This window comes from uncultured Tateyamaria sp., from assembly GCF_947496075.1.
Classification (GTDB): Bacteria; Pseudomonadota; Alphaproteobacteria; order Rhodobacterales; family Rhodobacteraceae; genus Tateyamaria.
Genome location: NZ_CANMBJ010000002.1, coordinates 918733 through 942269, shown reverse-complemented (window position 1 = coordinate 942269; position 23537 = coordinate 918733). Strand labels below are relative to the sequence as shown.

General features: G+C 59.7%; 25 protein-coding genes. All 25 read left to right on the top strand.

Annotation, left to right across the window (positions count from 1 at the left end; translation table 11 throughout):
* The first annotated feature begins 66 nt into the window (after nt 1-66).
* A complete protein-coding gene (locus Q1A51_RS08675; protein ID WP_299597287.1) occupies nt 67-1095 on the top strand; it encodes a glycosyltransferase family 2 protein in 1029 nt (342 codons plus the stop codon).
* Nucleotides 1092-1718: a sulfotransferase gene (locus tag Q1A51_RS08670; RefSeq protein ID WP_299200472.1), complete on the top strand. Its 627-nt coding sequence runs from the start codon at nt 1092-1094 to the stop codon at nt 1716-1718. Before Q1A51_RS08675 ends, Q1A51_RS08670 begins: the two co-directional genes overlap by 4 nt.
* The gene (locus Q1A51_RS08665) at nt 1718-4090 is read left to right on the top strand and encodes a glycosyltransferase family 2 protein (protein WP_299597291.1); all 2373 of its coding nucleotides are present in this window, start codon (nt 1718-1720) and stop codon (nt 4088-4090) included. The genes Q1A51_RS08670 and Q1A51_RS08665 overlap by 1 nt, the downstream gene beginning before the upstream one ends.
* Nucleotide 4091: 1 nt before the next feature.
* The gene (locus Q1A51_RS08660; protein ID WP_299597294.1) at nt 4092-4793 is read left to right on the top strand and encodes an FkbM family methyltransferase; all 702 of its coding nucleotides are present in this window, start codon (nt 4092-4094) and stop codon (nt 4791-4793) included.
* Nucleotides 4790-5836 (top strand): glycosyltransferase family 2 protein, encoded by a 1047-nt coding sequence (locus Q1A51_RS08655; RefSeq protein ID WP_299597297.1) that lies wholly within the window; start codon nt 4790-4792, stop codon nt 5834-5836. The genes Q1A51_RS08660 and Q1A51_RS08655 overlap by 4 nt, the downstream gene beginning before the upstream one ends.
* An 87-nt stretch (nt 5837-5923) precedes the next feature.
* Nucleotides 5924-6886, top strand: a complete 963-nt coding sequence (locus Q1A51_RS08650) for a phosphoadenosine phosphosulfate reductase (RefSeq protein ID WP_299597300.1) — start codon at nt 5924-5926, stop codon at nt 6884-6886.
* Between the two features lie 33 nt (nt 6887-6919).
* Complete coding sequence (gene pyrC / locus Q1A51_RS08645) at nt 6920-7951, top strand: dihydroorotase (protein WP_299597303.1); 1032 nt, start codon at nt 6920-6922, stop codon at nt 7949-7951.
* Between the two features lie 76 nt (nt 7952-8027).
* A complete protein-coding gene (locus Q1A51_RS08640) occupies nt 8028-8702 on the top strand; it encodes an orotate phosphoribosyltransferase (protein ID WP_299597306.1) in 675 nt (224 codons plus the stop codon).
* Nucleotides 8703-8972: 270 nt separating this feature from the next.
* Nucleotides 8973-10466, top strand: a complete 1494-nt coding sequence (locus tag Q1A51_RS08635; protein WP_299597309.1) for a replicative DNA helicase — start codon at nt 8973-8975, stop codon at nt 10464-10466.
* Nucleotides 10467-10610: 144 nt separating this feature from the next.
* Nucleotides 10611-11399, top strand: a complete 789-nt coding sequence (locus Q1A51_RS08630) for a DUF1194 domain-containing protein (RefSeq protein ID WP_299597312.1) — start codon at nt 10611-10613, stop codon at nt 11397-11399.
* A gap of 56 nt (nt 11400-11455) precedes the next feature.
* A complete protein-coding gene (gene alr, locus Q1A51_RS08625; protein ID WP_299597315.1) occupies nt 11456-12490 on the top strand; it encodes an alanine racemase in 1035 nt (344 codons plus the stop codon).
* Nucleotides 12487-13260: an ABC transporter permease gene (locus tag Q1A51_RS08620; protein ID WP_299597318.1), complete on the top strand. Its 774-nt coding sequence runs from the start codon at nt 12487-12489 to the stop codon at nt 13258-13260. The genes alr and Q1A51_RS08620 overlap by 4 nt, the downstream gene beginning before the upstream one ends.
* A gap of 43 nt (nt 13261-13303) precedes the next feature.
* Complete coding sequence (locus tag Q1A51_RS08615; RefSeq protein ID WP_299597321.1) at nt 13304-14053, top strand: ATP-binding cassette domain-containing protein; 750 nt, start codon at nt 13304-13306, stop codon at nt 14051-14053.
* Nucleotides 14054-14100: 47 nt separating this feature from the next.
* A complete protein-coding gene (locus tag Q1A51_RS08610) occupies nt 14101-14544 on the top strand; it encodes a paraquat-inducible protein A (RefSeq protein ID WP_299597324.1) in 444 nt (147 codons plus the stop codon).
* 115 nt (nt 14545-14659) lie between these two features.
* Nucleotides 14660-15409 (top strand): DNA repair protein, encoded by a 750-nt coding sequence (locus Q1A51_RS08605; RefSeq protein ID WP_299597327.1) that lies wholly within the window; start codon nt 14660-14662, stop codon nt 15407-15409.
* A 39-nt stretch (nt 15410-15448) separates the two neighbouring features.
* Complete coding sequence (gene radA / locus Q1A51_RS08600) at nt 15449-16816, top strand: DNA repair protein RadA (RefSeq protein WP_299597330.1); 1368 nt, start codon at nt 15449-15451, stop codon at nt 16814-16816.
* Nucleotides 16817-16849: 33 nt separating this feature from the next.
* Nucleotides 16850-17404: a CvpA family protein gene (locus Q1A51_RS08595; RefSeq protein WP_299200529.1), complete on the top strand. Its 555-nt coding sequence runs from the start codon at nt 16850-16852 to the stop codon at nt 17402-17404.
* A gap of 244 nt (nt 17405-17648) precedes the next feature.
* Complete coding sequence (locus Q1A51_RS08590; protein WP_299597334.1) at nt 17649-18218, top strand: hypothetical protein; 570 nt, start codon at nt 17649-17651, stop codon at nt 18216-18218.
* Nucleotides 18219-18334: 116 nt separating this feature from the next.
* Nucleotides 18335-19789, top strand: a complete 1455-nt coding sequence (purF, locus tag Q1A51_RS08585) for an amidophosphoribosyltransferase (RefSeq protein ID WP_299597338.1) — start codon at nt 18335-18337, stop codon at nt 19787-19789.
* 44 nt (nt 19790-19833) lie between these two features.
* Nucleotides 19834-20244, top strand: coding sequence for a hypothetical protein (locus Q1A51_RS08580; protein WP_299597341.1), 411 nt, complete (start codon nt 19834-19836; stop codon nt 20242-20244).
* A 115-nt stretch (nt 20245-20359) separates the two neighbouring features.
* Nucleotides 20360-20644: a hypothetical protein gene (locus tag Q1A51_RS08575; protein ID WP_299671236.1), complete on the top strand. Its 285-nt coding sequence runs from the start codon at nt 20360-20362 to the stop codon at nt 20642-20644.
* A gap of 31 nt (nt 20645-20675) precedes the next feature.
* Nucleotides 20676-21317, top strand: coding sequence for an SDR family NAD(P)-dependent oxidoreductase (locus Q1A51_RS08570; RefSeq protein ID WP_299597346.1), 642 nt, complete (start codon nt 20676-20678; stop codon nt 21315-21317).
* Nucleotides 21318-21348: 31 nt separating this feature from the next.
* Complete coding sequence (locus Q1A51_RS08565; RefSeq protein ID WP_299200541.1) at nt 21349-21996, top strand: class I SAM-dependent methyltransferase; 648 nt, start codon at nt 21349-21351, stop codon at nt 21994-21996.
* 107 nt (nt 21997-22103) lie between these two features.
* Nucleotides 22104-22886 (top strand): 5'/3'-nucleotidase SurE, encoded by a 783-nt coding sequence (gene surE / locus Q1A51_RS08560; RefSeq protein ID WP_299597351.1) that lies wholly within the window; start codon nt 22104-22106, stop codon nt 22884-22886.
* Nucleotides 22883-23533: a protein-L-isoaspartate(D-aspartate) O-methyltransferase gene (locus Q1A51_RS08555; protein ID WP_299597354.1), complete on the top strand. Its 651-nt coding sequence runs from the start codon at nt 22883-22885 to the stop codon at nt 23531-23533. Before surE ends, Q1A51_RS08555 begins: the two co-directional genes overlap by 4 nt.
* The last annotated feature ends 4 nt before the right edge of the window (nt 23534-23537 follow it).

Below are 23537 nucleotides of genomic sequence, written 5' to 3'. Positions count from 1 at the left end.
GCATAGATACGGGAACCCGGAACAGAGGCGGTGGGCAATGACCCGATCACGAAAGGCTGGCGTTTGATGCGCATTACGGCTGTGACCTGCGTGAAAAACGAGGGCCCGTTTCTGTTGGAGTGGATTGCCTTCAACCGCCTGATCGGGGTGACCGATCATCTGTTTTATTCCAATGATTGCACCGATGGGACCGATGCCCTGCTGGATGCATTGGCCGATCGCGGGTTGTGCCAGCATTTGCCGAACCCGGCGGAGGGGCGCAATTATCAGATGGAAGCGCTGAAGGATGCGCGCCGTCAGGACATCGTGACCGAGGCCGACTGGGTTTGGGTCGCGGATGTGGACGAGTTTTTGAACATCCATGTGGGCAATCACACGATCCCTGCCCTGATCGAGGCCTGTGGTGATCCGCAGGCGATTTCGGTGACCTTCCAGTTTTTTGCCAATGATGGCGTCGACACGTTTGTTGATGCGCCGGTGATCGGCCAGTTCCATCGCTCGCACAATCCGGACCTGTGGTGTGGAGAGGCCGCGATTGAGGTCAAGTCGCTGGTGCGTCACGACTTTCCCTTGCAGTACTACGGCGCACATCGCCCGTTCCAGAAGGGCAAAGCCAAGCCTGCGTGGACCGATGGGTCGGGTCGCAAAGTGCCGCACAAGTTCCTTGTCGCCGCCAATCCACGCCGCATTCGCCGCTTTCCCGCACATGGGGCGCGGGAGTTTGCAACCTTGAACCACTATGCTTTGCGGTCTTTGGATAGCTATCTGGTCAAGAATGACCGGGGCGATGTGAACCGCGAAAACCGCGCCTTTGACGATACTTATTGGCGGGAGCGGAATGACCCCGCCTGGGAAGACAAGAGCATTCAGCGCTATTTGCCCGATCTGAAAAAGGCGTTGGTGGAGCTGAAGAAAGACAAGGAGATCAGTGCGCTGCATGACGACTGCGTGCAGCGGCATATCGCCAAGCGGGACGAGTTGCTGGCAATTCCGGAATACCAGGCAATGCAGGCACAGTTGCACGCCGCCTCGACCCTGCCGCCGCAGGAAGAAGCGATGTTGATCGACCTGGGATTGATGGAGCCCGCGGCATGAGTTTGCGCGTTGTGAACCTTGGTCTGCCCAAGACCGGCACCACGACGCTGGCCCGTGCCCTGCGTCGGGCGGGGCTGCATGTGGCGGACCATCGCGTGCGGCCGCGCCAAACCAACAATACGCAGCTGCACAATGAATTTGTCGCCGACCTTTTGTATCGTGGATATTTCGAGACAGGTGATCCGGGCGCGTACTTCGCCGACTTCGACGCGATTTCGGAGATGAGTGTGCTGCGCGCAGGACGGTCCCTGTGGCCGCAAATGGATTTCGGGCTGATCATGGCGATCCGCAAGCACAATCCCGGCGTCAAGTTCCTTGCTTCGAACCGCGACCCTTTCGAGATGTCGCAATCCATGCTGGCGTGGTCCGATCTGGGCACGTCGCGCCTGCCCGCCAACAACATCCCAGGCCTGCCGGAAGGGTTTGGAGAGACGAGCATCCAGCGAATGCAGTGGATCGAAGCCCATTATGCCCATCTGCGCGCGATCTTTCGCGATGATGATGATTTTCTGGAATACGACGTGGCCGACCCCGAAGCGAAAGACCTGATCAGCGGTTTCATCGAGTTGCCGGTGAACTGGTGGGGTCGGACCAATGTGAACAAGTTGAACGAGGTTGCCTGATGCGAATCCACCTGCATATCGGGTTGGAACAGGTGGGCGCAGACCGCCTGCAGAACGTGCTGGCCGCCAAACGGGACCAGATGATCACCAAGGGCGTGCTTTATGCGCGCAGCCCCGGAAACAAGAACCACACACGCCTATACATGGCGGTGACAGAGACCGCGCATGTCGATCCATTGCGTTACAACCGCGGATACATCACAGCTGACAAACAGAAAGTTCTGCATGATACGGTCGCGGCTGATCTGGCCAAGGAAGTCGCGCAGTTTTCACCAGATCACTTGATCCTGTCCGCGTCGCAACTGGGTGTGAGCCTGGTGTCCAAATCCGAACTTGAGCGATTGAAGGCCCTGTTGGCACCCTTGTCCGAGGACATTCGCATCATCGCGCATATCGATGAACCTGCGCACCTGCTGGCCCGCCACTACCGGGAACAGATCATGGAGGGGCGCGGCGTCGCGCTTACCCAGGAACTGGAGCTTGCGGGCAGCAAGACATGGTGGGCAGACGCACTGGCAGCCGCGCCCCGGATCAATCCGCAGGCGGGTGTGTTCATCGAAAGCCAGGCTGCCCCATGCTGGCTGGACTACAGCGCCCTGGAACGACACTGGAACGCGGTGTTTGGCGAGGGCACCCTCACGTTCCGGGCCTACGATGCAGAGGTCTTTGCCGCCGAAACGGTGACCGAAGAAATACGTACGGCATTTCAGATCAAACAGGCCATTGGCAAGGCTGCAAAGGCGGATGTGCCTTCCGAACCATCTGCGGCGTGGTTGGCGCGCGGGCGGCAGTTGAACGACCTGATCCTGCAGGTGCTGGCGAATGAGAAACGCATTCTGCCCCGGCAGTTGTGGCGATCTTTTGTGAATGAAATCAAGGTGGACGGTGATCCCATTGATCCCGCATCGCTATCCGCCATCTCAAAAACCTTTGCCACGCAGAACACCGCCATTGCCAAGGCGCACGGGCTGCGTGCAGGCCTGTTCAAAGCACCGCGTGCAAAGAAGGCCTGGGAAGAGGCGGATCCGACACGCGGTTTTCGCGCATCGCAATATCTGTTGGGCTTCATGTGGCGGATCGACAAAGCGACACAGGAAGAACGCAAGACCAAGGCCGCTGATCTGGCTCGCCTGAACGGCACCCCTGCCCCAACACCGCCGGGTCCAGACCCCGTGGCGAGCGATGGCCTGACCGACACGGCCCGCGCATTGATGCCACCGCTGGCCGTGCAGAACTTCGAAAAACTGCGCGCGTCCTCCTTTGCGCCCCACAACAAGTTGGGCGCCGTCAACGAAGAGGAATTGGCCGCGGCCTACGCCCCCATCGACAAACGCGATCTGCCCAAGGGGTCGACCGGCAATGTCATTGTCGGCTGCATGAAGAACGAGGCGCCCTATATCGTCGAATGGGTTGCCTATCACCGTGCGATGGGCGTCGACAATTTCCTGATCTACACCAACGGATGCGAAGACGGCACGTCGGAAATTCTGGATCGTCTGCAAGACATGGGTGTGCTCCAGCACCGCAACAACGACAACTGGAAGGGCAACTCGCCCCAACAATACGCGTTGAACCAGTCGCTGAAAGAGCCTCTGATCAAGAACGCGGACTGGATCATCCATATTGATGTGGATGAGTTCATGAACGTGCGCACCGGCAATGGCACGTTGCAGGATTTCTTTGACGCAGTACCGGATGCAACGAATGTCGCCATGACCTGGCGGTTGTTCGGCCATAACGGCGTGACCGAGTTGAAAGACGAGTTTGTCATCGACCAGTTCGACCACTGCGCCCCGAAATATTGCCCCAAACCGCACACGGTCTGGGGGTTCAAGACGATGTTCAAGAACATCGGTGCCTACGAAAAGATCAGCTGCCACCGACCGAACAAGCTAAAGCCCGGCAAAAAGTCCAACGTGCGTTGGGTGAACGGGTCCGGCAAGGACATGACCAAGGAAGTCGCCGAAAACGGCTGGAGAAGTTCAAAGAAATCAATTGGGTATGACCTTCTGCAGCTCAATCACTATGCCCTGCGCAGCGCGGAAAGCTTTTTGATCAAGCGGCAGCGTGGCCGTGCGCTGCACGTGGATCGGTCCATCGGGATCAACTATTGGATCCGTATGGATTGGTCCGATTTCCGCGACATCACCATCAAACGAAACCTGCCCCGCATGCGCACCGAATATGAGACGTTGATGCAGGATGCCGAACTGCGCAAGTGGCACGAATTTGGTCTGACATGGCATCGGACCAAGGCGGACGAGCTCCACGCCAATCCGGAGTTCCAAGACCTGTATGATCAGGCCCTTAAGGTCAAACTGACTGAGACTGAGCGGGTGGCCTATGCCCTCGCCCTCGACATGGAGAGTTGAGATGGATGGTGCACAGATCGAGCATGACGTGATCACGACACCGCGGGGATTGTTGTTCCCACGCGATACGGATGTGCTGAAGCCACGCATTGCGGGCAGCTTGCGGCGCGGCCTTTATGAGAGGAAGGAAGGTGACGCGGTGTTGCGCGTCATCCAGCCTGATGATGTCGTTCTGGAATTGGGCGGCGGGGTTGGTTTCATTTCGACCCTTGTGGCCAAGAAAAGCCAAGCTGCGCATGTGCATGTCTACGAGGCGAACAGTACACTGGCCGTATACATCCGACAGGTGCACGACGCCAATGGGATCGAGAATACGACCGTGCATCACGCCATATTGGGCAAGCGCAAGGGGACCAAGGACTTCCATGTGCGCGGCAACATCCTGGCGTCGTCCGTCGAAGAGACAAATGGCGAGGGCATCGTGCGCACAGAGACCGTAGATGTCGTGAATGCGGGTCAACAAACCAAGGCAATCAAACCCACAGTTCTGGTGTGTGACATCGAAGGGGACGAGGCAGAATTGCTGCCCGAGATGGACCTGAGCACCCTGCGCGCCGCCGTCATTGAACTGCATCCGCAATGGATCGGCCCAGAAGGTGTAAACGCAGTCTTTGGCGCAATGATGGGCGCCGGTCTGGCCTATTACCCCAAATTGTCCACGCAAAAAGTCGTCACTTTCCGCAGGGCCTGGCCGCTGAAGTGACACATCTTGCCCTTCTGACGGTCCGGAACGAGGCTGCGTTCCTTCTGGAATGGCTGGCCCATCACCGGGCTGTTGGCTTTGACGATTTCCTTGTGTTTTCCAATGATTGCGACGATGGCACCGATACCATGCTGGACCGGCTGGCCGCGCTTGGCTGGCTGACCCATGTTCGCAATGAAGGCCCCTATGACAAAGGCGGTATCCAGTTCACGGCCCTCAAGGCCGCTGCCAAGATGGATCAGATCAAGACAGCGGATTGGATTCTGCCGCTTGATGTCGACGAGTTCGTCAACATTCATACTGGTGACGGTACATTATCGGCCCTGCACGCCGCCCTGCCCGAAGCCACAGCCATCACGTTGACATGGCGTCTGTTCGGCAACAATGGCCAGGTTCGATATCTGGACCGACCCGTGACAGATACCTTTCCCATGGCGGCACCGAAAATCCTGCACTGGCCATGGCGCGCATCCATGTTCAAGACGCTCTATGCGAATGACGGTACGTATCGCAAACCCGGCGTGCATCGCCCGCGCGATGCGGATGGCAGCAAGCTTGCGCAGGCCAATTGGTTCGATAGCCATGGACGCGCGTTGCCGGAACAGTTCAAAACCCGCCGCCTGTTTTCCAACTACGGGCAACCCAATTACGGGTTGGCGCAGCTCAATCACTACCCGCTTGGAGCGATGGAAAGCTATGTTCTGAAGGCGGACCGGGGCCGCGCCGTACATTCGGACGATTTGCTGGGCGTCGATTACTGGGTCGAGCGGAACTTCTGTACGGATGAGGACCGAACGATCAGCCGGTATGCGGAACGGCGCGATGCACATCTGGCCGACCTGAAGGCTGATAGTGTGCTTGCAACACTGCACGACGACGCCGTCGCGTGGCGCAAATCAAGGTTCGATGAATTGATGCAGCAAGAACCGTTTCGCGCGCTGTTTGGCCGTCTGCTGATGACGCCACCCACACGCCCTGTACCGCCAAAAGCCGCGCAATTCATGATCCAATACGCCAACCAGGCGCGTCGCTCGGCGCAATAGTCGCGCAAATTTTCCCCATTTTTGCCCCATTGCGGCGGTACGTCACCCTCAACCCGCGGTTCAAAGGCGGGATGTGAGGATAGAGCAATGCAGGACCAAGAGATTCCGTTCGAGCCGGATCTGGCCGATCTGCCGAAAGCTGAGTGGCTGTCACGCCTGATGCAAGCCGCTGAAGACCAAGGGTTTTTTAAACCCCTGGGGCGCAAGCATTTTGCAGCGCACATTCGGCGCGGCGACACGTTGGTCGTGACCTTCGAATCGGTACAGGGTATGCGCGCCCTGTCAGAGCGGGCCGAGCCTTTGGGCTGGTCCATGGTGCGCGACAATGACTGGTCGCACCTGTGTATCGCGTCGGATGGTGACACGTGGTTTCGCGACCGGCACGTGATTGGTCTATTCGATCAGCTGGTCGATGACGGCTTTTTCGACGACTTCGAAACGGTGCTGTTCTACGGGGCCGGTCCCTGCGGATATGCCGCTGCTGCCTATTCCGTAGCCGCACCGGGGGCGCAGGTGCTTTTGATCCAACCCCAGGCCACGCTTGATCCGCGTGTGACGGAATGGGACGACCGATTTATCGAGATGCGGCGCACCGACTTCACGTCGCGCTACGGCTACGCGCCAGACATGCTGGACGCCTGTGCGCAAGCCTATGTGCTGTACGATCCGGTTGAAAGACTGGACGCCATGCACGCCGCCCTGTTCACCCGCGCCGGTGTGACACAATATCGCCTTCGTAATATGGGCGACACGATCCAGAGCGACCTGATGGCCATGAACGTGCTGCCTGACCTGCTTGAAATGGCCGCCGAAGGCACGCTGGATGATCTGCAATTCGCCAAGATCTATCGCGCGCGCCGCACCTATCCGGGCTATCTGCGTCGTGTTCTGGCCGCCCTCGACCGCAACGAACGGACCGAGCTGACCTACATGATGGCGCGCAACGTGGTGTCGCGTATGAAGCGGGCACCTCGGTTCCAGCGCCGCCTGGCCGAGATTGACGCACTGCGCAATGCCGCAAATGCCAGAAGTGCCGAGCCCGAGGACTAGAAACCCATGTCATGCCCATGCTAACGGCGGCGCATGACCACACTTACCATCGCCCGCCCCGACGATTGGCACCTGCATCTGCGTGACGGCGCAATGATGCGCGCCGTGCTGCCATGGACCGCGCAACATTTTGCCCGCGCCATCATCATGCCCAACCTCGTGCCTCCGGTTGTTACAGGTGCTCAAGCTGCTGCCTATCGCGATCGCATCCTGTCCGCCCTGCCCGACGGCATGGATTTTGATCCGTTGATGACGCTGTACCTGACCGAAGACACGGATGCGGATGACGTGGCCGCAGCGCACGCAAGTGGTTTGGTCAAAGCCGTCAAACTCTATCCGGCCGGGGCAACCACCAATTCCGCTTCGGGCGTCGCAAACTTCGACAAGGTGCGCCCGGTGCTGGAGCGCATGGCGGAGATTGGCCTGCCCCTATGCGTGCATGGTGAGGTCACCGACCATGACATCGACATCTTCGACCGTGAAGCGGTGTTCATCGACCGGGTTCTCGACCCAATCCGACGCACCACACCCGGCTTGCGCGTTGTCATGGAACACATCACCACGTCGAACGCGGTCGACTACGCCCGCGCACAGGATGAGAGCCTTGGGGCCACGATCACGACGCATCACCTGGTGATCAACCGCAACCACATCCTGGCCGGAGGTATCAAGCCGCACTACTACTGCCTGCCTGTTGCCAAACGGGAGGAGCACCGACTGGCGCTGCGTGCAGCCGCAACCAGTGGCGAGGCGCGGTTCTTTCTGGGCACCGATAGCGCGCCGCACACCGATGAGAACAAGCTGTTGCCCTGTGGCTGTGCGGGCTGCTTCACAGCCCCCAACACGCTGCCCATACTCGCACAGGTGTTTGAGGAAGAGGATGCGCTGGACAAGCTCGAAGGCTTCACATCGCGCAACGGCCCAGCTTTCTATGGGCTACCCGCCAACGAAGACACCATTGCCCTCACCAAATCCGCCCCTACGCTGCCTGACCAAATTGACACTGACGATGGCCCGGTCACCGTCTTTGATCCCGGTTTCGATCTGACGTGGTCCGTCCAGTAACTTCCCTGTTTCAAGAAAATCCCCGCCGGAGGCTCCCGCACCCTCCACACTGCACAAAGCCCGAAAGCAAAGCATCATGATCCCAACAAGCTACCCCACATCCGAAGAAATGGCCCGCCTGACGGCCCGCATGCTGCTGGAAATCAAGGCCGTGCATTTCAACGCGACAGAGCCGTTCACATTGGCTTCGGGCCTGCCAAGCCCGACCTATATCGACTGTCGCAAGCTGATCTCTTACCCGCGCATCCGGTCGACGCTGATGGATTTTCTCACTGTCACCGTTATGCGCAATGCGGGGTTTGAAGCGTTCGACAACATCGCGGGTGGCGAGACTGCAGGCATCCCTTTTGCTGCCTTCGTGGCTGAGCGGATGGCCCTGCCGATGACGTATGTTCGAAAAAAGCCCAAGGGATATGGCAAGGGCGCCCGGATCGAAGGGAACATGACCGATGGTCAGCGCGTTTTGCTGGTCGAGGATCTGACGACCGATGGTGGATCAAAGCTGAGCTTTGTGGATGCCATCCGTGATGCTGGGGCAGCCTGCGCGCACACAGCTGTTATCTTTTACTACGGGATTTTCCCAGAGACCGAGAAGGTATTGGGTGATCATGGCGTGACGCTGCATCACCTATGCACATGGTGGGATGTGTTGGCCGAGGCCAAGGCGTCCGGTGCATTTGATGCCGCAACTCTGGACGGTGTCGAGGACTTCCTGAACGACCCACGCGCGTGGCAGGCAGCCCGGACGTAACGGAACTTTGCCGATACGGCTCCGTTTGTAGCTTTTCTACATGGTGTCTGGCTGTGGAACAGTGTGCAAAACCATGATTCTTTTGCACGGCGCCGGACAGATGTGGTATGCGTGCAGGACGCCATTGCCATATGTGGGAAAGTGTAAACCACGATTGTGGAGAATCCACCGGGTTGTCCACAGACTTGCTCCCGGTTTTCAACGCCTATGCGCTTGTGGCAAGACACCCGGAACGCGGGGACAATAAAACAACGAGCAGAGAGTGGGGCGATGAACGAGATTGCAGCAATCAATCCGACCGGGGTTGCGGTTCAGGATGCCGAGACCATGCCCCACTCGATCGAGGCCGAGCAGCAATTGCTGGGCGCGATTCTGACCAACAACGACATCTATGACCGCGTCGCATCGATCATCAATCCGACCCATTTCTATGACCCGGTGCACGCCCGCATCTTTGAGATTTCGGCGGCTCGGATCGCCAAAAACAATCTTGCCTCTCCCGTGACGCTCAAGGCGTTCATGGAGGAGGATGAGGGGCTGAAAGAGCTGGGCGGTCCGGCCTACCTTGCCCGCCTTGCCGGGGCCGCCATCAGTGCCTTTGCCGTGCGCGACTATGCGCAGATGATTTATGATCTTGCCGTACGCCGCGACCTGATCCAACTGGGGCGCGACATCAGCGCCAAGGCGGCCAAGGTCGATGTCGCCTCGGAGCCCAAGGAGCAGATCGTAGAGGCCGAACAGGCGCTTTACAAGCTGGCGGAACAGGGCACATCAGAGGGTGGATTTCAGAGTTTTCTCAAAGCTGTAACGGATGCAGTTAATGTCGCCAATGCCGCGTATCAGCGGGAAGGCGGACTTGCCGGTATCTCAACTGGCCTGATCGATATGGACAAGAAGCTGGGGGGTCTGCACCCGTCTGACCTTCTGATCCTTGCGGGCCGTCCGTCGATGGGGAAAACCTCGCTCGCCACCAACATCGCCTTCAACATTGCCAAAGCCTACAAAAAGGGCCTGAAACCCGACGGAGCCGAAGGCGCGATTGAAGGCGGCGTAGTGGGCTTCTATTCGCTCGAGATGAGCGCGGAGCAGCTCGCGGCGCGTATCCTGTCCGAGGCCGCCGAAGTGCCCTCGGAAAACATTCGTCGTGGTGACATGACCGAGGCCGAGTTCCGGCGCTTTGTGGACGCGGCCAAACAGCTCGAAGCCTGCCCGCTCTATATTGACGACACTGCCGCGATCCCGATTGCCCAGCTGTCCGCGCGCGCGCGCCGGTTGAAGCGGACGCACGGGCTGGATGTGCTGATTGTTGACTACCTGCAACTGGTGCGCGGTGTGTCCGAAAACCGTGTACAGGAGATCGGCGAGATATCGATGGGCCTCAAGGCCATCGCCAAAGAGCTGAACATCCCCGTCATCGCGCTGTCGCAGTTGTCGCGTCAGGTCGAAAACCGGGAAGACAAGCGCCCGCAGCTGTCAGACCTTCGGGAATCGGGATCGATTGAGCAAGACGCCGACGTCGTCATGTTCGTTTTCCGCGAAGAGTATTATAAGGAACGTGAGAAGCCCGGTGATCACGACCTGGAAGCCATGGCCAAGTGGCAGGAAGAGATGGAGCGGCTGCATGGTCGCGCCGAAGTCATCATCGGCAAACAGCGTCACGGCCCCATTGGCACAGTGGACCTGAGTTTCGAAGGGCGCTTTACCCGTTTCGGCAACCTTGTGCAGCCCTGGCAGCAGGGCGGCGGTGGCGACACCGGGTTCTGATCACCAAGGACGCGCTGCGCGCGACGCCAATGTTTTAGGGGCTCTGCCCTCGCCTTCGGCGTCCCCGAGGTATTTTTGGCCAGAAGAAGCTGTATGGCCGGGTTGTGATTGGACAGAGTCACGCTGGCCCGTCACAGTAACAGCATGCGCTTGCTTCTTGGTTTGTTGGTGTGCTTTGGCTCGGTCGTGCATGCGCAGGAGCGGATCGAGGTGGATGTCGAGCTGTTCCTCGCCGTTGATGTAAGCCGCTCTATGCAACCCTACGAGCTTGAAATCCAGCGGCGTGGCTATGCCGCTGCCCTTCAAGCGCCCGAGGTGCAGGCCGCCATCACAAGTGGGTTTCTGGGTCGGATCGCAATCACCTATGTTGAATGGGCCGGGACGCATGACCAACGGGTGATTGTACCTTGGACCGTTTTGGCCACCCCCGAGGATGCGGCCAGGATTGCAGGTCAGATCACAGCCCATTTTGACGATGCGATGCGCCGCACTTCGATTTCCGGAGCGTTGATGCATGCTGCTGAGAGCATTGACCGGAACGCATTTGATGGCTTGCGCAGGGTTATTGACGTGTCAGGGGACGGCCCGAACAACATGGGGCGTCCCGTCACCCTGGCCCGAGATGCCGTTCTGGCGCAGGGCATCACGATCAACGGACTGCCATTGATGACCCAAGATGACGGATTTACGTCCCGGTGGAATATTCCCGATCTTGATGCCTACTACACCGCATGTGTCATTGGCGGCACCGGTGCCTTTGTCGTGCCCGTTACGGATTGGGCGGAATTTGAGGATGCGGTGCGGCGCAAACTGGTCCTTGAAATTGCCGGACAGTCCGCGCGTCTGTGGCGTGCCCAAGCCACAGCACCCTATAACTGCCTGATCGGAGAGGAAATCTGGGAACGCAATCGCGACATCTTTGCGCTGCCTTAAGCCCATATCGCATTTTCCTCTTCACCAATGCGCGTCGTCCTGCCAAACAGCCGGTCATGACATCTGCGACCCTCTCTATCGACCTCGGCGCGCTTGTGCGCAATTGGCAATCCCTTGATGCACTCAGCGCGTGCGAAACCGGTGCGGTGGTCAAAGCCAATGGCTATGGTCTGGGTGCGCCTGTCGTGGGCCGCGCTCTTGTACGCGCTGGCGTGCGCAGCTTTTTCGTGGCCACGGCCGAAGAAGGCAACACGCTGCGCGGGGCGATTGGTCAGGGGCCAGCGATCTACGTCTTTTCCGGGCACATGGTTGGCGATACCAACGCGATCCGCGAAGCGGCGTTAACCCCGCTGCTTAACTCCGTTGACCAGATGCTGCGTCATGTCGAGGCGTTGCCGGGTGCGCCCTTCGGCATTCAACTGGACAGCGGGATGAACCGCCTGGGCATGGAGCCCGCCGAATGGTCCGCCGTGCGCGACATTGCAATTGCCCAAGGTCCAGCGCTGATCATGTCGCATCTGGCCTGTGCGGATGAGCCTGATCACCCGATGAATGCAAGGCAATTGTCCGAGTTCCGTGCGATGACTGACGGATTGGACATTCCCAGCTCTCTAGCTGCCACCGGCGGCACCATACTTGGCCCGGACTATCACTTTGACATGACGCGTCCGGGTATCGGCCTCTATGGCGGTCTGCCCTTTGCCGATGCGGCCCCGGTGGTCACGCTTGATCTGCCCGTCATTCAGGTTCGGGACGTCGTGCAGGGGGAAAGCGTCGGCTACGGCAACACCTGGACTGCCCCACGAGACAGCCGCATCGCGACTGTCTCCGGCGGCTATGCAGACGGGTTGATCCGCGCGATGGGTCCCAAGGCGACGCTTTTTGCCGGCGACACGCCCTGCCCTGTCGTTGGCCGTGTGTCCATGGATCTGATCACTGCAGACGTCACGACACTGGATCATGATCCCGTCGAGCTGCAGCTTATCGGGCGTCATCAGTCTGTCGATACGGTGGCTGATGCCGCTGGCACCATTGGTTATGAAATCCTGACCTCGCTTGGCCTGCGCTATCAACGGAGCCTTGTGGGATGAGCTGGATCGCAGCACTTGGACGGGCCGCGCTGGGCCTTTTGGCCGCCATGGGCCGTGTGGCCATGTTCTTTGGCACGTCGGTCACCCACCTGTTGCGGCCCCCGTTTTATCCACGCGAGCTGGCCCTGGCCCTGCTGAATATCGGGTGGTTGTCCCTGCCTGTCGTCGGGTTGACGGCCATTTTTACGGGCGGCGCGCTGGCGCTGCAAATCTATGCCGGCGGCGCGCGCTTCAATGCCGAGGCTGTGGTGCCCCAGATCGTTGCCATAGGCATGGTGCGCGAACTGGGTCCGGTGCTTGTCGGGTTGATGATCGCCGCGCGCGTCACCTCTTCCATCGCGGCCGAGATTGCGACGATGAAAGTGACCGAGCAGATTGATGCTTTGGTCACGCTGTCGACGCATCCGATGAAGTACCTGACAGTGCCGCGCGTGCTAGCCGCCACATTGGTCGTGCCATTGTTGGTGGCCGTTGGTGATGTGATTGGTATCTTTGGTGGTTATGCGGTCGCCACGGGCACGTTGGGCTTCAACGCAGCGGCGTACATCCAGAACACGGTCGATTTCCTGCAAATGCGGGATATTACATCCAGCCTTGTGAAAGGCGCGGTGTTCGGCTGCATCGCCGCCTTGATGGGATGCTACTTCGGCATGAACTCAGGCCGGGGTGCGCAGGGCGTGGGCCGGGCGACCAAGGGGTCGGTCGAGGCCGCTGCCGTGTTGATCCTGGCCGCCAACTTCGTGCTCACAGGGGTGTTCTTTTCGGTATGACCCAGAACGCGCCCTCTTCCTTGTCCGTCACAGGTCCTGCCAGATGATTACGCTCGACAACATCCACAAAAGCTTTGGCGACAATCACGTTCTGCGCGGTGTTGATCTGCATGTCGCGCGCGGCACGTCGATGGTGATCATTGGCGGCTCCGGCACCGGCAAGTCCATCGCGATCAAGACGATCCTTGGCCTTGTTACGCCCGAGAAGGGCACGATCACGGTTGACGGTCAGGATGTCAGCCAGACCGGAGATCGCGATGCCTTTCTGGCACGCTTCGGGATGCTTTTTCAGGGTGCTGCCTTGTTTGATTCCCTGCCCGTCTGGCAGAACGTTGCCTTTCGTCTGCTGCGCGGCAGCCTTGCGCGCCCGAAGGAAGAGGCGCATGAGATTGCCATCGAGAAACTGCGCCGTGTGGGGCTGACGCCGGATGTGGCGGATCGTCTGCCTGCCGAACTATCGGGCGGGATGCAAAAACGCGTGGGGCTGGCGCGGGCCATTGCGGCAGAACCCGAAATCATCTTTTTTGACGAACCGACCACCGGACTTGATCCAATCATGGCGGGCGTCATCAACGACCTCATCCGCGAGATTGTAACCGAGATGGGTGCGACAACGATGACGATCACCCACGACATGACGTCCGTGCGGACCATTGCGGATAACGTCGCGATGCTGCACGGGGGCAAGATCCGCTGGACAGGTCCCGTGGCCGACATTGACGGGGCGACCGATCCATACGTGGATCAGTTCATTCACGGGCGGGCAGAAGGGCCGATCGAGACCGTGCGCTGAGGCGTGCAGCGCTTGACACATGCATTCCGACGCGGCCACTTGCCGTCATGCATCGCTGGATCAACCTGTCCCTGCTTATCCTGTTCCCGGTCTCGTGGTTTGCGCCATTGCTCGAGGCAGGGCTACTGCCGCTTTTCAAGCTGAAAGAGATTTCCGTTTTGACCGGGCTTCAATCGCTTTGGGGCACGGATGTCTTCCTTGCCCTGATCGTTGCCATCTTTGCCCTGGTGGCGCCGATGGCCAAGACCATCGGACTGGCGCTGCTGCATTGGAACATGGCCAGCCCGCGCCTTGCCCCTGCGCTGCGGATCATGGGGAAGCTGGCGATGGCCGATATTTTTCTGATCGCAATGTACATCACGGTTGCCAAAGGCATCGGTGTTGGACGGCTGGAAGTGGCGTGGGGGCTTTACCTCTTTACCGCGTGCATTCTGGCATCGCTTTGGGTCGGTGTTCGAACTGAAAGGATTGCGTCCAACCTCATGGATTGATGCGAAACCGGAAACAATCCATATCGCGCCCTCACAAGTCACCACTTTTTGACTGTATTTTCCGACGCTTAAGGATATGCTGCCTAGATTAGTGCGTCTTCTGGGGGGAAGGCTAATGAAACAAGTAATTTTCGCAGCACAGGTTCTTGCTGCAACCATGCAACGGCTCGCGCTTTTTCTTTTTGCTGCGCTCGCACTTGGATTGATTGTCACAATTGGGATGGCTGCGGCAGGCTTTTGGCCGTGGATTGACCTTTCGGTTACTTGGAATGGCGCGCCGGTTGCCCAAGCTGGGATGATCGCCCAGATCGGGCTGACTGTCTTTGCAGTTGCCTTGTGTTTTTTCCTGCCAACCAACATGCGCATCATGCAGCTTGAAAACTCGCACCGGCAATTCAGTGTTGGCGTAGATGACATCACCCGTGCCTATCACGCTGCACATCACGCGGATCGCAGCGGCACTTTTGGTCTGAGCGATGCGTTTGAAAGCACGCAGGATCGTCTGGCGTTCCTGCGCGATCATCCCGATCTGGGTATGTTGGAGCCTGAACTGCTGGAGTTGGCGGCGAAGATGTCCCATATCAGTCGAGACCTTGCCCAAGCCTATTCAGACACCAAGGTCGAACGGGCGCGGTCCTTCCTTCAGCAGCGCCAATTCGAGATTGAGCAGTTCAACGACCGCTTGGAACAGGCCAAGGCGATCCATGGCGAGTTTTCGACCTGGATCAACCGGCTGGAACTGGAGGAGAACGTGGCACGCGCCCATCTTGAACGTCTTTTGGACGAGATGGAGCGACTGCTGCCCGAACTGAACCAACCTGCCACACCGTCAAAAGTCACCCAACTGCCATTGCGCGCTGAATAGGGCTTGCCCGCCCACGCCGCCGCTGGCAGACCAACGCGCATGGTAAAAACCGGCACGACCTATTCCTGCTCCTCATGCGGCGCGTCCTTCTCCAAGTGGTCCGGGCGCTGTGACGGCTGTGGTGAGTGGAACACCATCAGCGAAGACGCCGGCCTTTCTGCGGGCCCCAGCAGCAAGGGGCTGGGCACAAAACGGGGCAATACGGTCACCCTGACCGATCTGGCGACGCAGGAAACGCCACCACCCCGAACCGAAAGCAAGGTGGCCGAGCTTGACCGGGTACTGGGCGGCGGTCTTGTCCCCGCTTCTGCCATTCTGGTTGGTGGCGATCCTGGCATCGGCAAATCCACCCTTCTGTTGCAAGCCGCGGCGCGTTTCGCCCGCAACGGCCTGAAAACGATCTATGTCAGCGGCGAAGAGGCAAGTGCGCAGGTCCGGATGCGCGCGGAGCGCCTCGGGCTGTCCGATGCGCCAGTACAACTGGCGGCGGATACCAACCTGCGCAACATCCTGACCACGCTCGAGGCCGAGGCGCCGGGGTTGGCCATCATCGATTCAATCCAGACCATGTGGCTCGACACTGTCGACAGTGCGCCCGGGTCGGTCAGCCAGGTTCGTGCCGCCGCACATGAACTGACGACTTTTGCCAAGCGAAAAGGCATCAGCGTCATTCTGGTTGGGCACGTGACCAAGGAAGGGCAGATTGCAGGCCCCCGCGTGGTCGAACACATGGTCGATACGGTCTTGTACTTCGAGGGCGAGCGCGGGCACCAGTTCCGCATCCTGCGCGCAGTCAAGAACCGCTTCGGCCCCGCCGACGAAATTGGCGTGTTCGAAATGACCGGCAAAGGACTGGCCGAGGTCACGAACCCGTCGGCCCTGTTCTTGTCCGAACGCGGCGAGCCGTCGCCCGGGTCCGTCGTATTTGCCGGGATCGAAGGCACCCGTCCCGTGTTGTGCGAGATGCAGGCCCTTGTCGCACCCTCCCCGCATTCCCAAGCGCGCCGGACCGTGGTGGGTTGGGATGGTGGGCGTCTTGCCATGATCCTTGCGGTCCTTGAGGCACGCTGTGGCATCCCTTTTGCCGGGCTTGATGTGTATCTGAATGTCGCAGGCGGCATGAAAATCAGCGAACCTGCTGCCGATCTGGCCGTCGCAGCCGCCCTTTTGTCTGCACGCGAGGATAGTGCATTGCCCGCAGATACAGTTGTTTTTGGGGAAATCAGCCTATCTGGCGCGCTTCGGCCTGCCCCTCAGACGGAAAACAGGTTGAAAGAAGCCCAAAAACTTGGTTTTTCGTCATCCATTGCACCCAAAGGCGGCAAAGCCCAAGGTGCACCGGGAATGACGCTGAAACGCTTCAGTGACCTGACCGGGTTTGTAGGCGACGTATTCGGCGCAGGCTAGACGCCGCACGGGCAGAACATAAGGGGCAGGACCATGGAAGGGTTCACCATCATTGACGGCGTAGTTGCCGTGGTCATCATCCTGTCGGCCCTATTGGCCTATGGGCGCGGGTTCGTGCGCGAAGCCATGGCAATTGCAGGCTGGATTGCAGCCGCCATTCTGGCATTCCTGTTTGCCCCGCGCGTGGAACCGCTGGTGCGCGAGATTCCGGTTGTGGGCGACTTCATCGCTGACAGTTGCGAGCTCAGCATTATTGGGGCCTTTGCCCTTGTCTTTGCTGTTGCGTTGATCGTGGTGTCCCTGTTCACCCCGCTTTTTTCATCGATTGTGCAACGGTCCGCTCTCGGCGGTATCGATCAGGGTCTTGGTTTCCTCTTTGGCGTGGCGCGTGGCATCCTTCTGGTTGCCATTGCGTTCTTTGTCTACGACACGGTGATCACCGGTCAGGAATTCACCATCGTTGATGAAAGCCGTTCGGCCGCCGTGTTTGGCCGCTTCACCGGGCAGATCGAAGAGCAGAACCCCGAAGAGGCGCTTGGCTGGATCACCCGCCAATACGAGAGCCTTGTGGGCGCCTGCAGCGAATAATTCGTCCCAACGAAGCGGGAATCAGACATTTCAAAGGCGCGGGCAGCACCGCCCGCACGCAATCATGGTTAAGCGCGGATTAATCGCGTCGCCGTGATGCGGAGAGTGTGGGCCGCCTGCACCCCACTGGTGACTGTGGCGAAACAGCGCCCGGCTTTGGCCGTGGTTGTGACCAAAAAGCGGCAGATTTGTGGAGCGTTCTTGTCCCCAGAACACGAACACAAACTGACCCGAGGATACACCGATGTTTCTGAACCACGACGCCGCATTTGCCGACATTACGCCCATTAAAACACCAACTGTCCCGCGCATCAGCGCAACAGTCACGGCACATACATTGCTGGAGACTGAAAAAGGATGGGCATCGGTTGACACGCTGCAGGCAGGCGACGCCGTGGCGACGCTCGACGGTGGCTTTGCAGAAATCACCGCGATCACGCGCCCCGACCGCACTGTACCGCTTGTGCATATCCCCGGTGGTGTCCTCTCGACCTGCTCCGACATCGCCTTGCCCGCAAATGCCCATGTTGCGTTGCACACCCCGGCCCGCTGGGTAGACGCACCCGTGGTCTCTGTCCCGGTCAAGGCACTTAGCGGTTGGTGTGGGATCCGCCCTACCCTGTTTAATGGGCCGGACCTGGCTGAATTGCATTTCGCGGACGAAGAGATGATCTATGCCCAGTCTGGCCTGCTGATCCACGCCGCACCGTCATCAGGCGACAGCTTCTTTTCCAAGCTCAATTACGGTGACACTCGCGCCATGCTGGTACTGTCCGCTGGCAAAATTGGCCAACCGGACACGGTCGCTGCGTAATGCACGATCAATTGTGATCCTTTCGTGACAGGGGCAGCCTGTCTTGTTACACCGCGCCCATATCCCATTCACGGATTCGGAGCTGCCCCTTGTCCGACCTTGCCGCACACGCGCAAATGCCCCTTGCCCATCCCTTTGATGACGACAAACTCAAGGAAGAATGCGGGATATTCGGCGTCCTCGGGACAATGGACGCCGCGAATTTCGTGGCCCTTGGCCTGCACGCCCTGCAACATCGTGGACAAGAAGCGGGCGGTATCGTTGCCTACCACCCCGACCAGGGGTTCAATTCGGCCCGGCGCTTTGGCTATGTCCGCGACAACTTCACCTCTCAGGCGGTGATGGAAACGCTTCCCGGCTCCCTTTCGATTGGCCATGTGCGCTACTCAACAGCTGGGTCCAAAGGGCAAACCGCGATCCGCGATGTACAGCCCTTCTTTGGCGAATTCGCCATGGGCGGCGCGGCCATTGCCCATAACGGCAATATCACCAATGCAGATGCCCTGCGCCGAGAATTGATCGAGCGCGGCTCGATCTTCCAGTCCTCATCGGACAGCGAATGCATCATCCACCTGATGGCCCGCAGCCTGCAGCGCAATATCCCCGAGCGGATGGAAGACGCGCTACGCAGGGTCGAAGGCGCATTTTCGGTTGTCGCCATGACCCGCACCAAGCTGATCGGCGTGCGCGATGCGTTGGGCGTGCGCCCACTGGTGCTGGGCAAGCTGGACACCGGTTATGTTCTCAGTTCCGAAACATGCGCGCTCGACATCATCGGCGCCGAGTTCGTGCGGGAGATCGAACCTGGCGAGATGGTGGTGATCACCGACAAAGGCGTCGACAGCCGCTTCCCCTTTCGCCCGCAGAAACCCCGGTTCTGTATCTTCGAGCACGTCTATTTCAGCCGCCCCGACAGTATCCTCGGCGGTCGGTCAGTCTATGAGACTCGCGAAAACATCGGACGCGAATTGGCCAAGGAGGCTCCGGTCGAAGCGGACCTCGTCTGTCCGGTCCCGGACAGCGGCACCCCTGCGGCCATTGGCTATTCGCTGGAATCCGGCATCCCCTACGCCATGGGCATCATCCGGAACCAGTACATGGGCCGGACGTTCATCGAGCCGACCGAAAGCATCCGCAACATGGGTGTACGCCTGAAGCTGAACGTGAACCGCGCCCTGATCAAAGACAAGCGTGTGATCCTTGTGGATGACAGTGTTGTGCGCGGCACGACATCTCGCAAGATCAAGGAAATGATCCTGGACGCAGGTGCCAAAGAGGTGCATTTCCGCATCGCTTCGCCGCCCACGGCTTGGCCTTGTTTCTATGGTGTCGATACGCCACAGCGCGAAAAGCTGCTGGCCGCGACCATGAGCGAGGAAGAGATGTGCCAGCATCTGGGCGTCGACAGCCTGAAGTTCATCTCGCTCGATGGCCTCTACCGCGCTGTCGGCGAGACCAAGGGGCGCGATGCATCCAGTCCGCAATATTGTGATGCCTGCTTCTCGGGTGAGTACCCGGTCGAACCCGCCGACATGATCGAGAAGGGTTTTGAGATGAAGGCGGCAGAGTAATCGCTGCTGACATTTTGTGACATCAGTGCAGGCGATGGTTCAGTATGGATGTTACGCCTTCAGAGATTTTGAACCGAACCGAAAATTGGCCTGACGAGGCGCAGACACATTTCCTGCGTCTTCGCAGCATTGTGCATGATGTAGCGACCAGTGCCGACATCGGCCCTCTCGACGAAAGCCTGAAATGGGGGCAGCCCGCATGGCGGCCCAAACGCCCACGCGTAGGATCAACTTTGCGCGTGGATTGGTCGCCTGCAACGCCAAACCGCCTTATGACATTTGTCGACTGCAAGACCAATCTGGCGGCGCAGATGGACAACCGGTATCCAAATCGGTTCCACAATGACGGACGGCGCGCGCTGGGGTTCGACCTTGATGTGCCACTGGACGAAGACGCGCTTTGGCACCTTGCCCACATCACGCTGACCTATCACAGGTCTAAGCGTCAGGGCTGATCAGCACGCCACCGCCGAATGTCCCAACGTCACTGGGCAAAGCATTGCGTATTGATGCACGGGCCCGTTCACCTCCCGAACAGGTCATGTTAGCGGCGCCCCTTGATTCATGGGGATGAACACGCAAATGGCCGAAGAGACAAACGCGACAACCGCAGATCTTGCGACCCAAAACGGTGTGCTACCGCTGCGCAACCTGCAGCTTCTGGGTGTTGTCGGGACAGAAAACAGCCGCCGCGCACTCTTGCGAACGGCTGGAGGGCAAACACGCATGGTGCAGGTTGGCGACACTTTCCGCCACGGCACCGTCATTGCGATAGGCGAGGATCGGGTTGTCCTGGCCGGAGGCGTCGGCCAACGCACGCTTACTTTGCCGGACCGGCCAAAGGCTGCCGCTTGACCCTTGGCCCGCCACAAGGCAAGAGCGGGCCATGACACAGACTGCCCTTATCACTGGTGCCTCCCGTGGCCTTGGCGCGGCCATGGCGTCGGCCCTTGCCCCGACGCATCACATCATTGCAGTGGCCAAAACAACGGGCGCACTGGAAGAGCTGGATGACGAGATCACTGCCAAAGGTGGCGCCGCAACGCTTGCGCCCATGGACATCGGCAATGACGCGGCAATGCAGACCCTGTGCCGTGGTATCTTTGACCGCTGGGGCAGCCTGGACATGTGGGTACATTGCGCAATCCATGCCGCCCCACTGGCCCCGACCAGCATGATCGACGCCAAGGACATGTCAAAGTCCATCGCGGGCAACGTGGCAGCGACGGCGACACTGATTACGTACATCGCCCCCCTGCTCGGCACATCCGGCAAGGCTGTGTTCATGGATGACCCGGTTGCTGGCCAATCGTTCTACGGCGCATATGGCGCAACCAAGGCCGCGCAGATCGCGCTGGCCCGCAGTTGGCAAGCTGAGACGGCCAAGACAGGACCACAGGTGCATATCGCAACCCCTCAGCCCATGCCAACGGCAACGCGTGCGCGCTTCCATCCCGGCGAAGATCGCTCCCCCCTCGCCAATCCGGCGGACGAAGCAGCCCGTATCCTGTCCGAAATCAACGGTTGAACAGAACAGGCAAGCATGACCCAATAGGATCATGCTGAGCCGCCTGACCCGATTTGACCGGCCCCGACCGCCTGCGCGGTCTGGCACCCTGCAATCCATCTACGATGCGGCGGCAACCGGCTGGCAGGACGGCATTTCCAAGCTTGGGTTTCTGTCGGCCTATGCCGACCTGATGTCCTCGGTTCCGGTTGTCAGAAACGAACCAAGGGTACTGGACGTCGGCACCGGCACAGGCGCCTTCGCGCAGGCGTGGCTGGACGCACACGGGGCGCCCGCCGCCCTAACATTGACGGACATTTCACAATCCATGCTCGACACAGCCGCGGCCCGACTGCCCGGTGCCGTCACGATTGCGACCCCGTTGGGAGGGTCATTGGATCATATTCCCCCACAGGATGTCGTGTTGTGCGCCCACGTGATCGAGCATCTGGAGGACCCGCAAGCGGCCTTGGCCTGGTTGTACGATCACATTGCACCCGGCGGTCTGTTGGTCCTGGCCCTCTCTCGTCCCCACTGGTGCACGGCACTTGTTCGATGGCGGTGGGGCAATGCCGCGTATCACCCGGCGCAGGCCAAACAGATGTTGGAGGCGGCAGGGTTTGCAGACATCACGCTGCACCCGTTCAAGAGCGGTCCACCCAGCCGCGTGTCACATGGATACATCGCCATTCGCCCGTAGCGGGTACGCAACGGTCCCATGTCGCTGTTCCAAAAAAATCGCCGTCGGGGGCCGCGACAGTTGCCCCGCGCGTGCGCGGCACATAGTAAGGCGCAAAGGGGCGACACATGCGCATTCTCATCACAAATGACGACGGTATCTCGGCCCCCGGCCTTCGGGTACTTGAACAGATCGCGGTCGACCTTGCCGGGCCGGACGGGCATGTGACCACCGTTGCCCCCGCCTTTGAGCAATCGGGCGTGGCCCACTGCATCAACTATGCGCGGCCCTTCATGTTCCAACAGATCGCGCCCAACCGGTACACGGTCGAAGGCAGTCCGGCAGATTGCGTTCTTGCAGGACTGCATCAGGTTCTGGAGGGTCCGCCCGACTTGATCCTGTCCGGTGTGAACCGGGGCAACAACTCGGCCGAGAACGCGCTCTATTCCGGCACATTGGGCGCGGCCATCGAAGGGGCGTTGCAGGGTGTGCTATCGATTGGACTGTCTCAGTATTTTGGCCCCGCGAACCGAGAGCTGGATGACCCGTTCGAGGCGTCTACTACCCATTGCAAGGCGCTTGTTGAGCGGATTATTGCCGCCACACCCAAGGACCAACCCGGGTACCAACTGTTTTACAACGTCAACATCCCGCCCGTGGCGGCGGCGGATGTCAAAGGCACGCGGGTCGTGTCCCAGGGCCTGCGCCCCGGCGTGGGGTTCCATACCGAACAGACGCAGTCGCCCAGCGGACGCAACTTCCTCTGGATCCGGGGCGGCAACCAGCATGTCCCCACGGCCCCCGATACCGACGCCGCCGTGAACCTGGATGGCTACATCTCGGTCACGCCCATGCGCGCGGATTTCACCGCGCATGACATGCTGGACCAGCTTGGGTCCATCGCCACATGAGTGAGGACACCGATCTCGCCACGCGCAAGATGCAGTTCCTTTACGCGCTGCGGTCCAAGGGTGTGACCGACAAGCGTGTGCTTGGCGCGATGGAAGAGATAGACCGCGGCCCCTTTGTCCGCGGGCTGTTTTCCGAACGTGCATATGAAGATATGCCTTTGCCCATTGCCTGCGGGCAGACGATCAGCCAACCCTCGGTCGTTGGCCTCATGACGCAGGCGCTGAATGTCAGCCCACGGGACAAGGTGCTCGAAATCGGGACCGGATCCGGCTACCAGGCGGCCATCCTCGCCAAACTTGCGCGTCGGGTCTACACGATCGATCGGCACAGGCGGCTTGTGCACGAGGCGCGCGCGATCTTCGAAGAGCTGAACCTGCACACCATCACCGCGATCACGGGGGATGGGTCTTTCGGCTTGCCAGACCAGGCCCCCTTTGATCGCATCATCGTCACCGCCGCCGCAGAGGACCCGCCAGGCCCCCTGCTGGGTCAGTTGAAAGAGGGTGGGATCATGGTGCTGCCCGTGGGGCAATCAGACGCCGTGCAAAGCCTGATCCGTGTGCGTAAGACCGCAGACGGCCTAGAATATGACGAATTGCGCGATGTGCGCTTTGTTCCCTTGCTCGAGGGCTTGGGCAAAGACTGAAACT

Excerpts from the sequence above, each read along its gene's own strand:
- Q1A51_RS08675 (WP_299597287.1), top strand. The coding sequence starts at position 67 with ATGCGCATTACGGCTGTGACCTGCGTGAAAAACGAGGGCCCGTTTCTG.
- Q1A51_RS08670 (WP_299200472.1), top strand. The coding sequence starts at position 1,092 with ATGAGTTTGCGCGTTGTGAACCTTGGTCTGCCCAAGACCGGCACCACG.
- Q1A51_RS08665 (WP_299597291.1), top strand. The coding sequence starts at position 1,718 with ATGCGAATCCACCTGCATATCGGGTTGGAACAGGTGGGCGCAGACCGC.
- Q1A51_RS08660 (WP_299597294.1), top strand. The coding sequence starts at position 4,092 with ATGGATGGTGCACAGATCGAGCATGACGTGATCACGACACCGCGGGGA.
- Q1A51_RS08650 (WP_299597300.1), top strand. The coding sequence starts at position 5,924 with ATGCAGGACCAAGAGATTCCGTTCGAGCCGGATCTGGCCGATCTGCCG.
- pyrC (WP_299597303.1), top strand. The coding sequence starts at position 6,920 with ATGACCACACTTACCATCGCCCGCCCCGACGATTGGCACCTGCATCTG.
- Q1A51_RS08640 (WP_299597306.1), top strand. The coding sequence starts at position 8,028 with ATGATCCCAACAAGCTACCCCACATCCGAAGAAATGGCCCGCCTGACG.
- Q1A51_RS08635 (WP_299597309.1), top strand. The coding sequence starts at position 8,973 with ATGAACGAGATTGCAGCAATCAATCCGACCGGGGTTGCGGTTCAGGAT.
- Q1A51_RS08630 (WP_299597312.1), top strand. The coding sequence starts at position 10,611 with ATGCGCTTGCTTCTTGGTTTGTTGGTGTGCTTTGGCTCGGTCGTGCAT.
- alr (WP_299597315.1), top strand. The coding sequence starts at position 11,456 with ATGACATCTGCGACCCTCTCTATCGACCTCGGCGCGCTTGTGCGCAAT.
- Q1A51_RS08620 (WP_299597318.1), top strand. The coding sequence starts at position 12,487 with ATGAGCTGGATCGCAGCACTTGGACGGGCCGCGCTGGGCCTTTTGGCC.
- Q1A51_RS08615 (WP_299597321.1), top strand. The coding sequence starts at position 13,304 with ATGATTACGCTCGACAACATCCACAAAAGCTTTGGCGACAATCACGTT.
- Q1A51_RS08610 (WP_299597324.1), top strand. The coding sequence starts at position 14,101 with ATGCATCGCTGGATCAACCTGTCCCTGCTTATCCTGTTCCCGGTCTCG.
- Q1A51_RS08605 (WP_299597327.1), top strand. The coding sequence starts at position 14,660 with ATGAAACAAGTAATTTTCGCAGCACAGGTTCTTGCTGCAACCATGCAA.
- radA (WP_299597330.1), top strand. The coding sequence starts at position 15,449 with ATGGTAAAAACCGGCACGACCTATTCCTGCTCCTCATGCGGCGCGTCC.
- Q1A51_RS08595 (WP_299200529.1), top strand. The coding sequence starts at position 16,850 with ATGGAAGGGTTCACCATCATTGACGGCGTAGTTGCCGTGGTCATCATC.
- Q1A51_RS08590 (WP_299597334.1), top strand. The coding sequence starts at position 17,649 with ATGTTTCTGAACCACGACGCCGCATTTGCCGACATTACGCCCATTAAA.
- purF (WP_299597338.1), top strand. The coding sequence starts at position 18,335 with ATGCCCCTTGCCCATCCCTTTGATGACGACAAACTCAAGGAAGAATGC.
- Q1A51_RS08580 (WP_299597341.1), top strand. The coding sequence starts at position 19,834 with ATGGATGTTACGCCTTCAGAGATTTTGAACCGAACCGAAAATTGGCCT.
- Q1A51_RS08575 (WP_299671236.1), top strand. The coding sequence starts at position 20,360 with ATGAACACGCAAATGGCCGAAGAGACAAACGCGACAACCGCAGATCTT.
- Q1A51_RS08570 (WP_299597346.1), top strand. The coding sequence starts at position 20,676 with ATGACACAGACTGCCCTTATCACTGGTGCCTCCCGTGGCCTTGGCGCG.
- Q1A51_RS08565 (WP_299200541.1), top strand. The coding sequence starts at position 21,349 with ATGCTGAGCCGCCTGACCCGATTTGACCGGCCCCGACCGCCTGCGCGG.
- surE (WP_299597351.1), top strand. The coding sequence starts at position 22,104 with ATGCGCATTCTCATCACAAATGACGACGGTATCTCGGCCCCCGGCCTT.
- Q1A51_RS08555 (WP_299597354.1), top strand. The coding sequence starts at position 22,883 with ATGAGTGAGGACACCGATCTCGCCACGCGCAAGATGCAGTTCCTTTAC.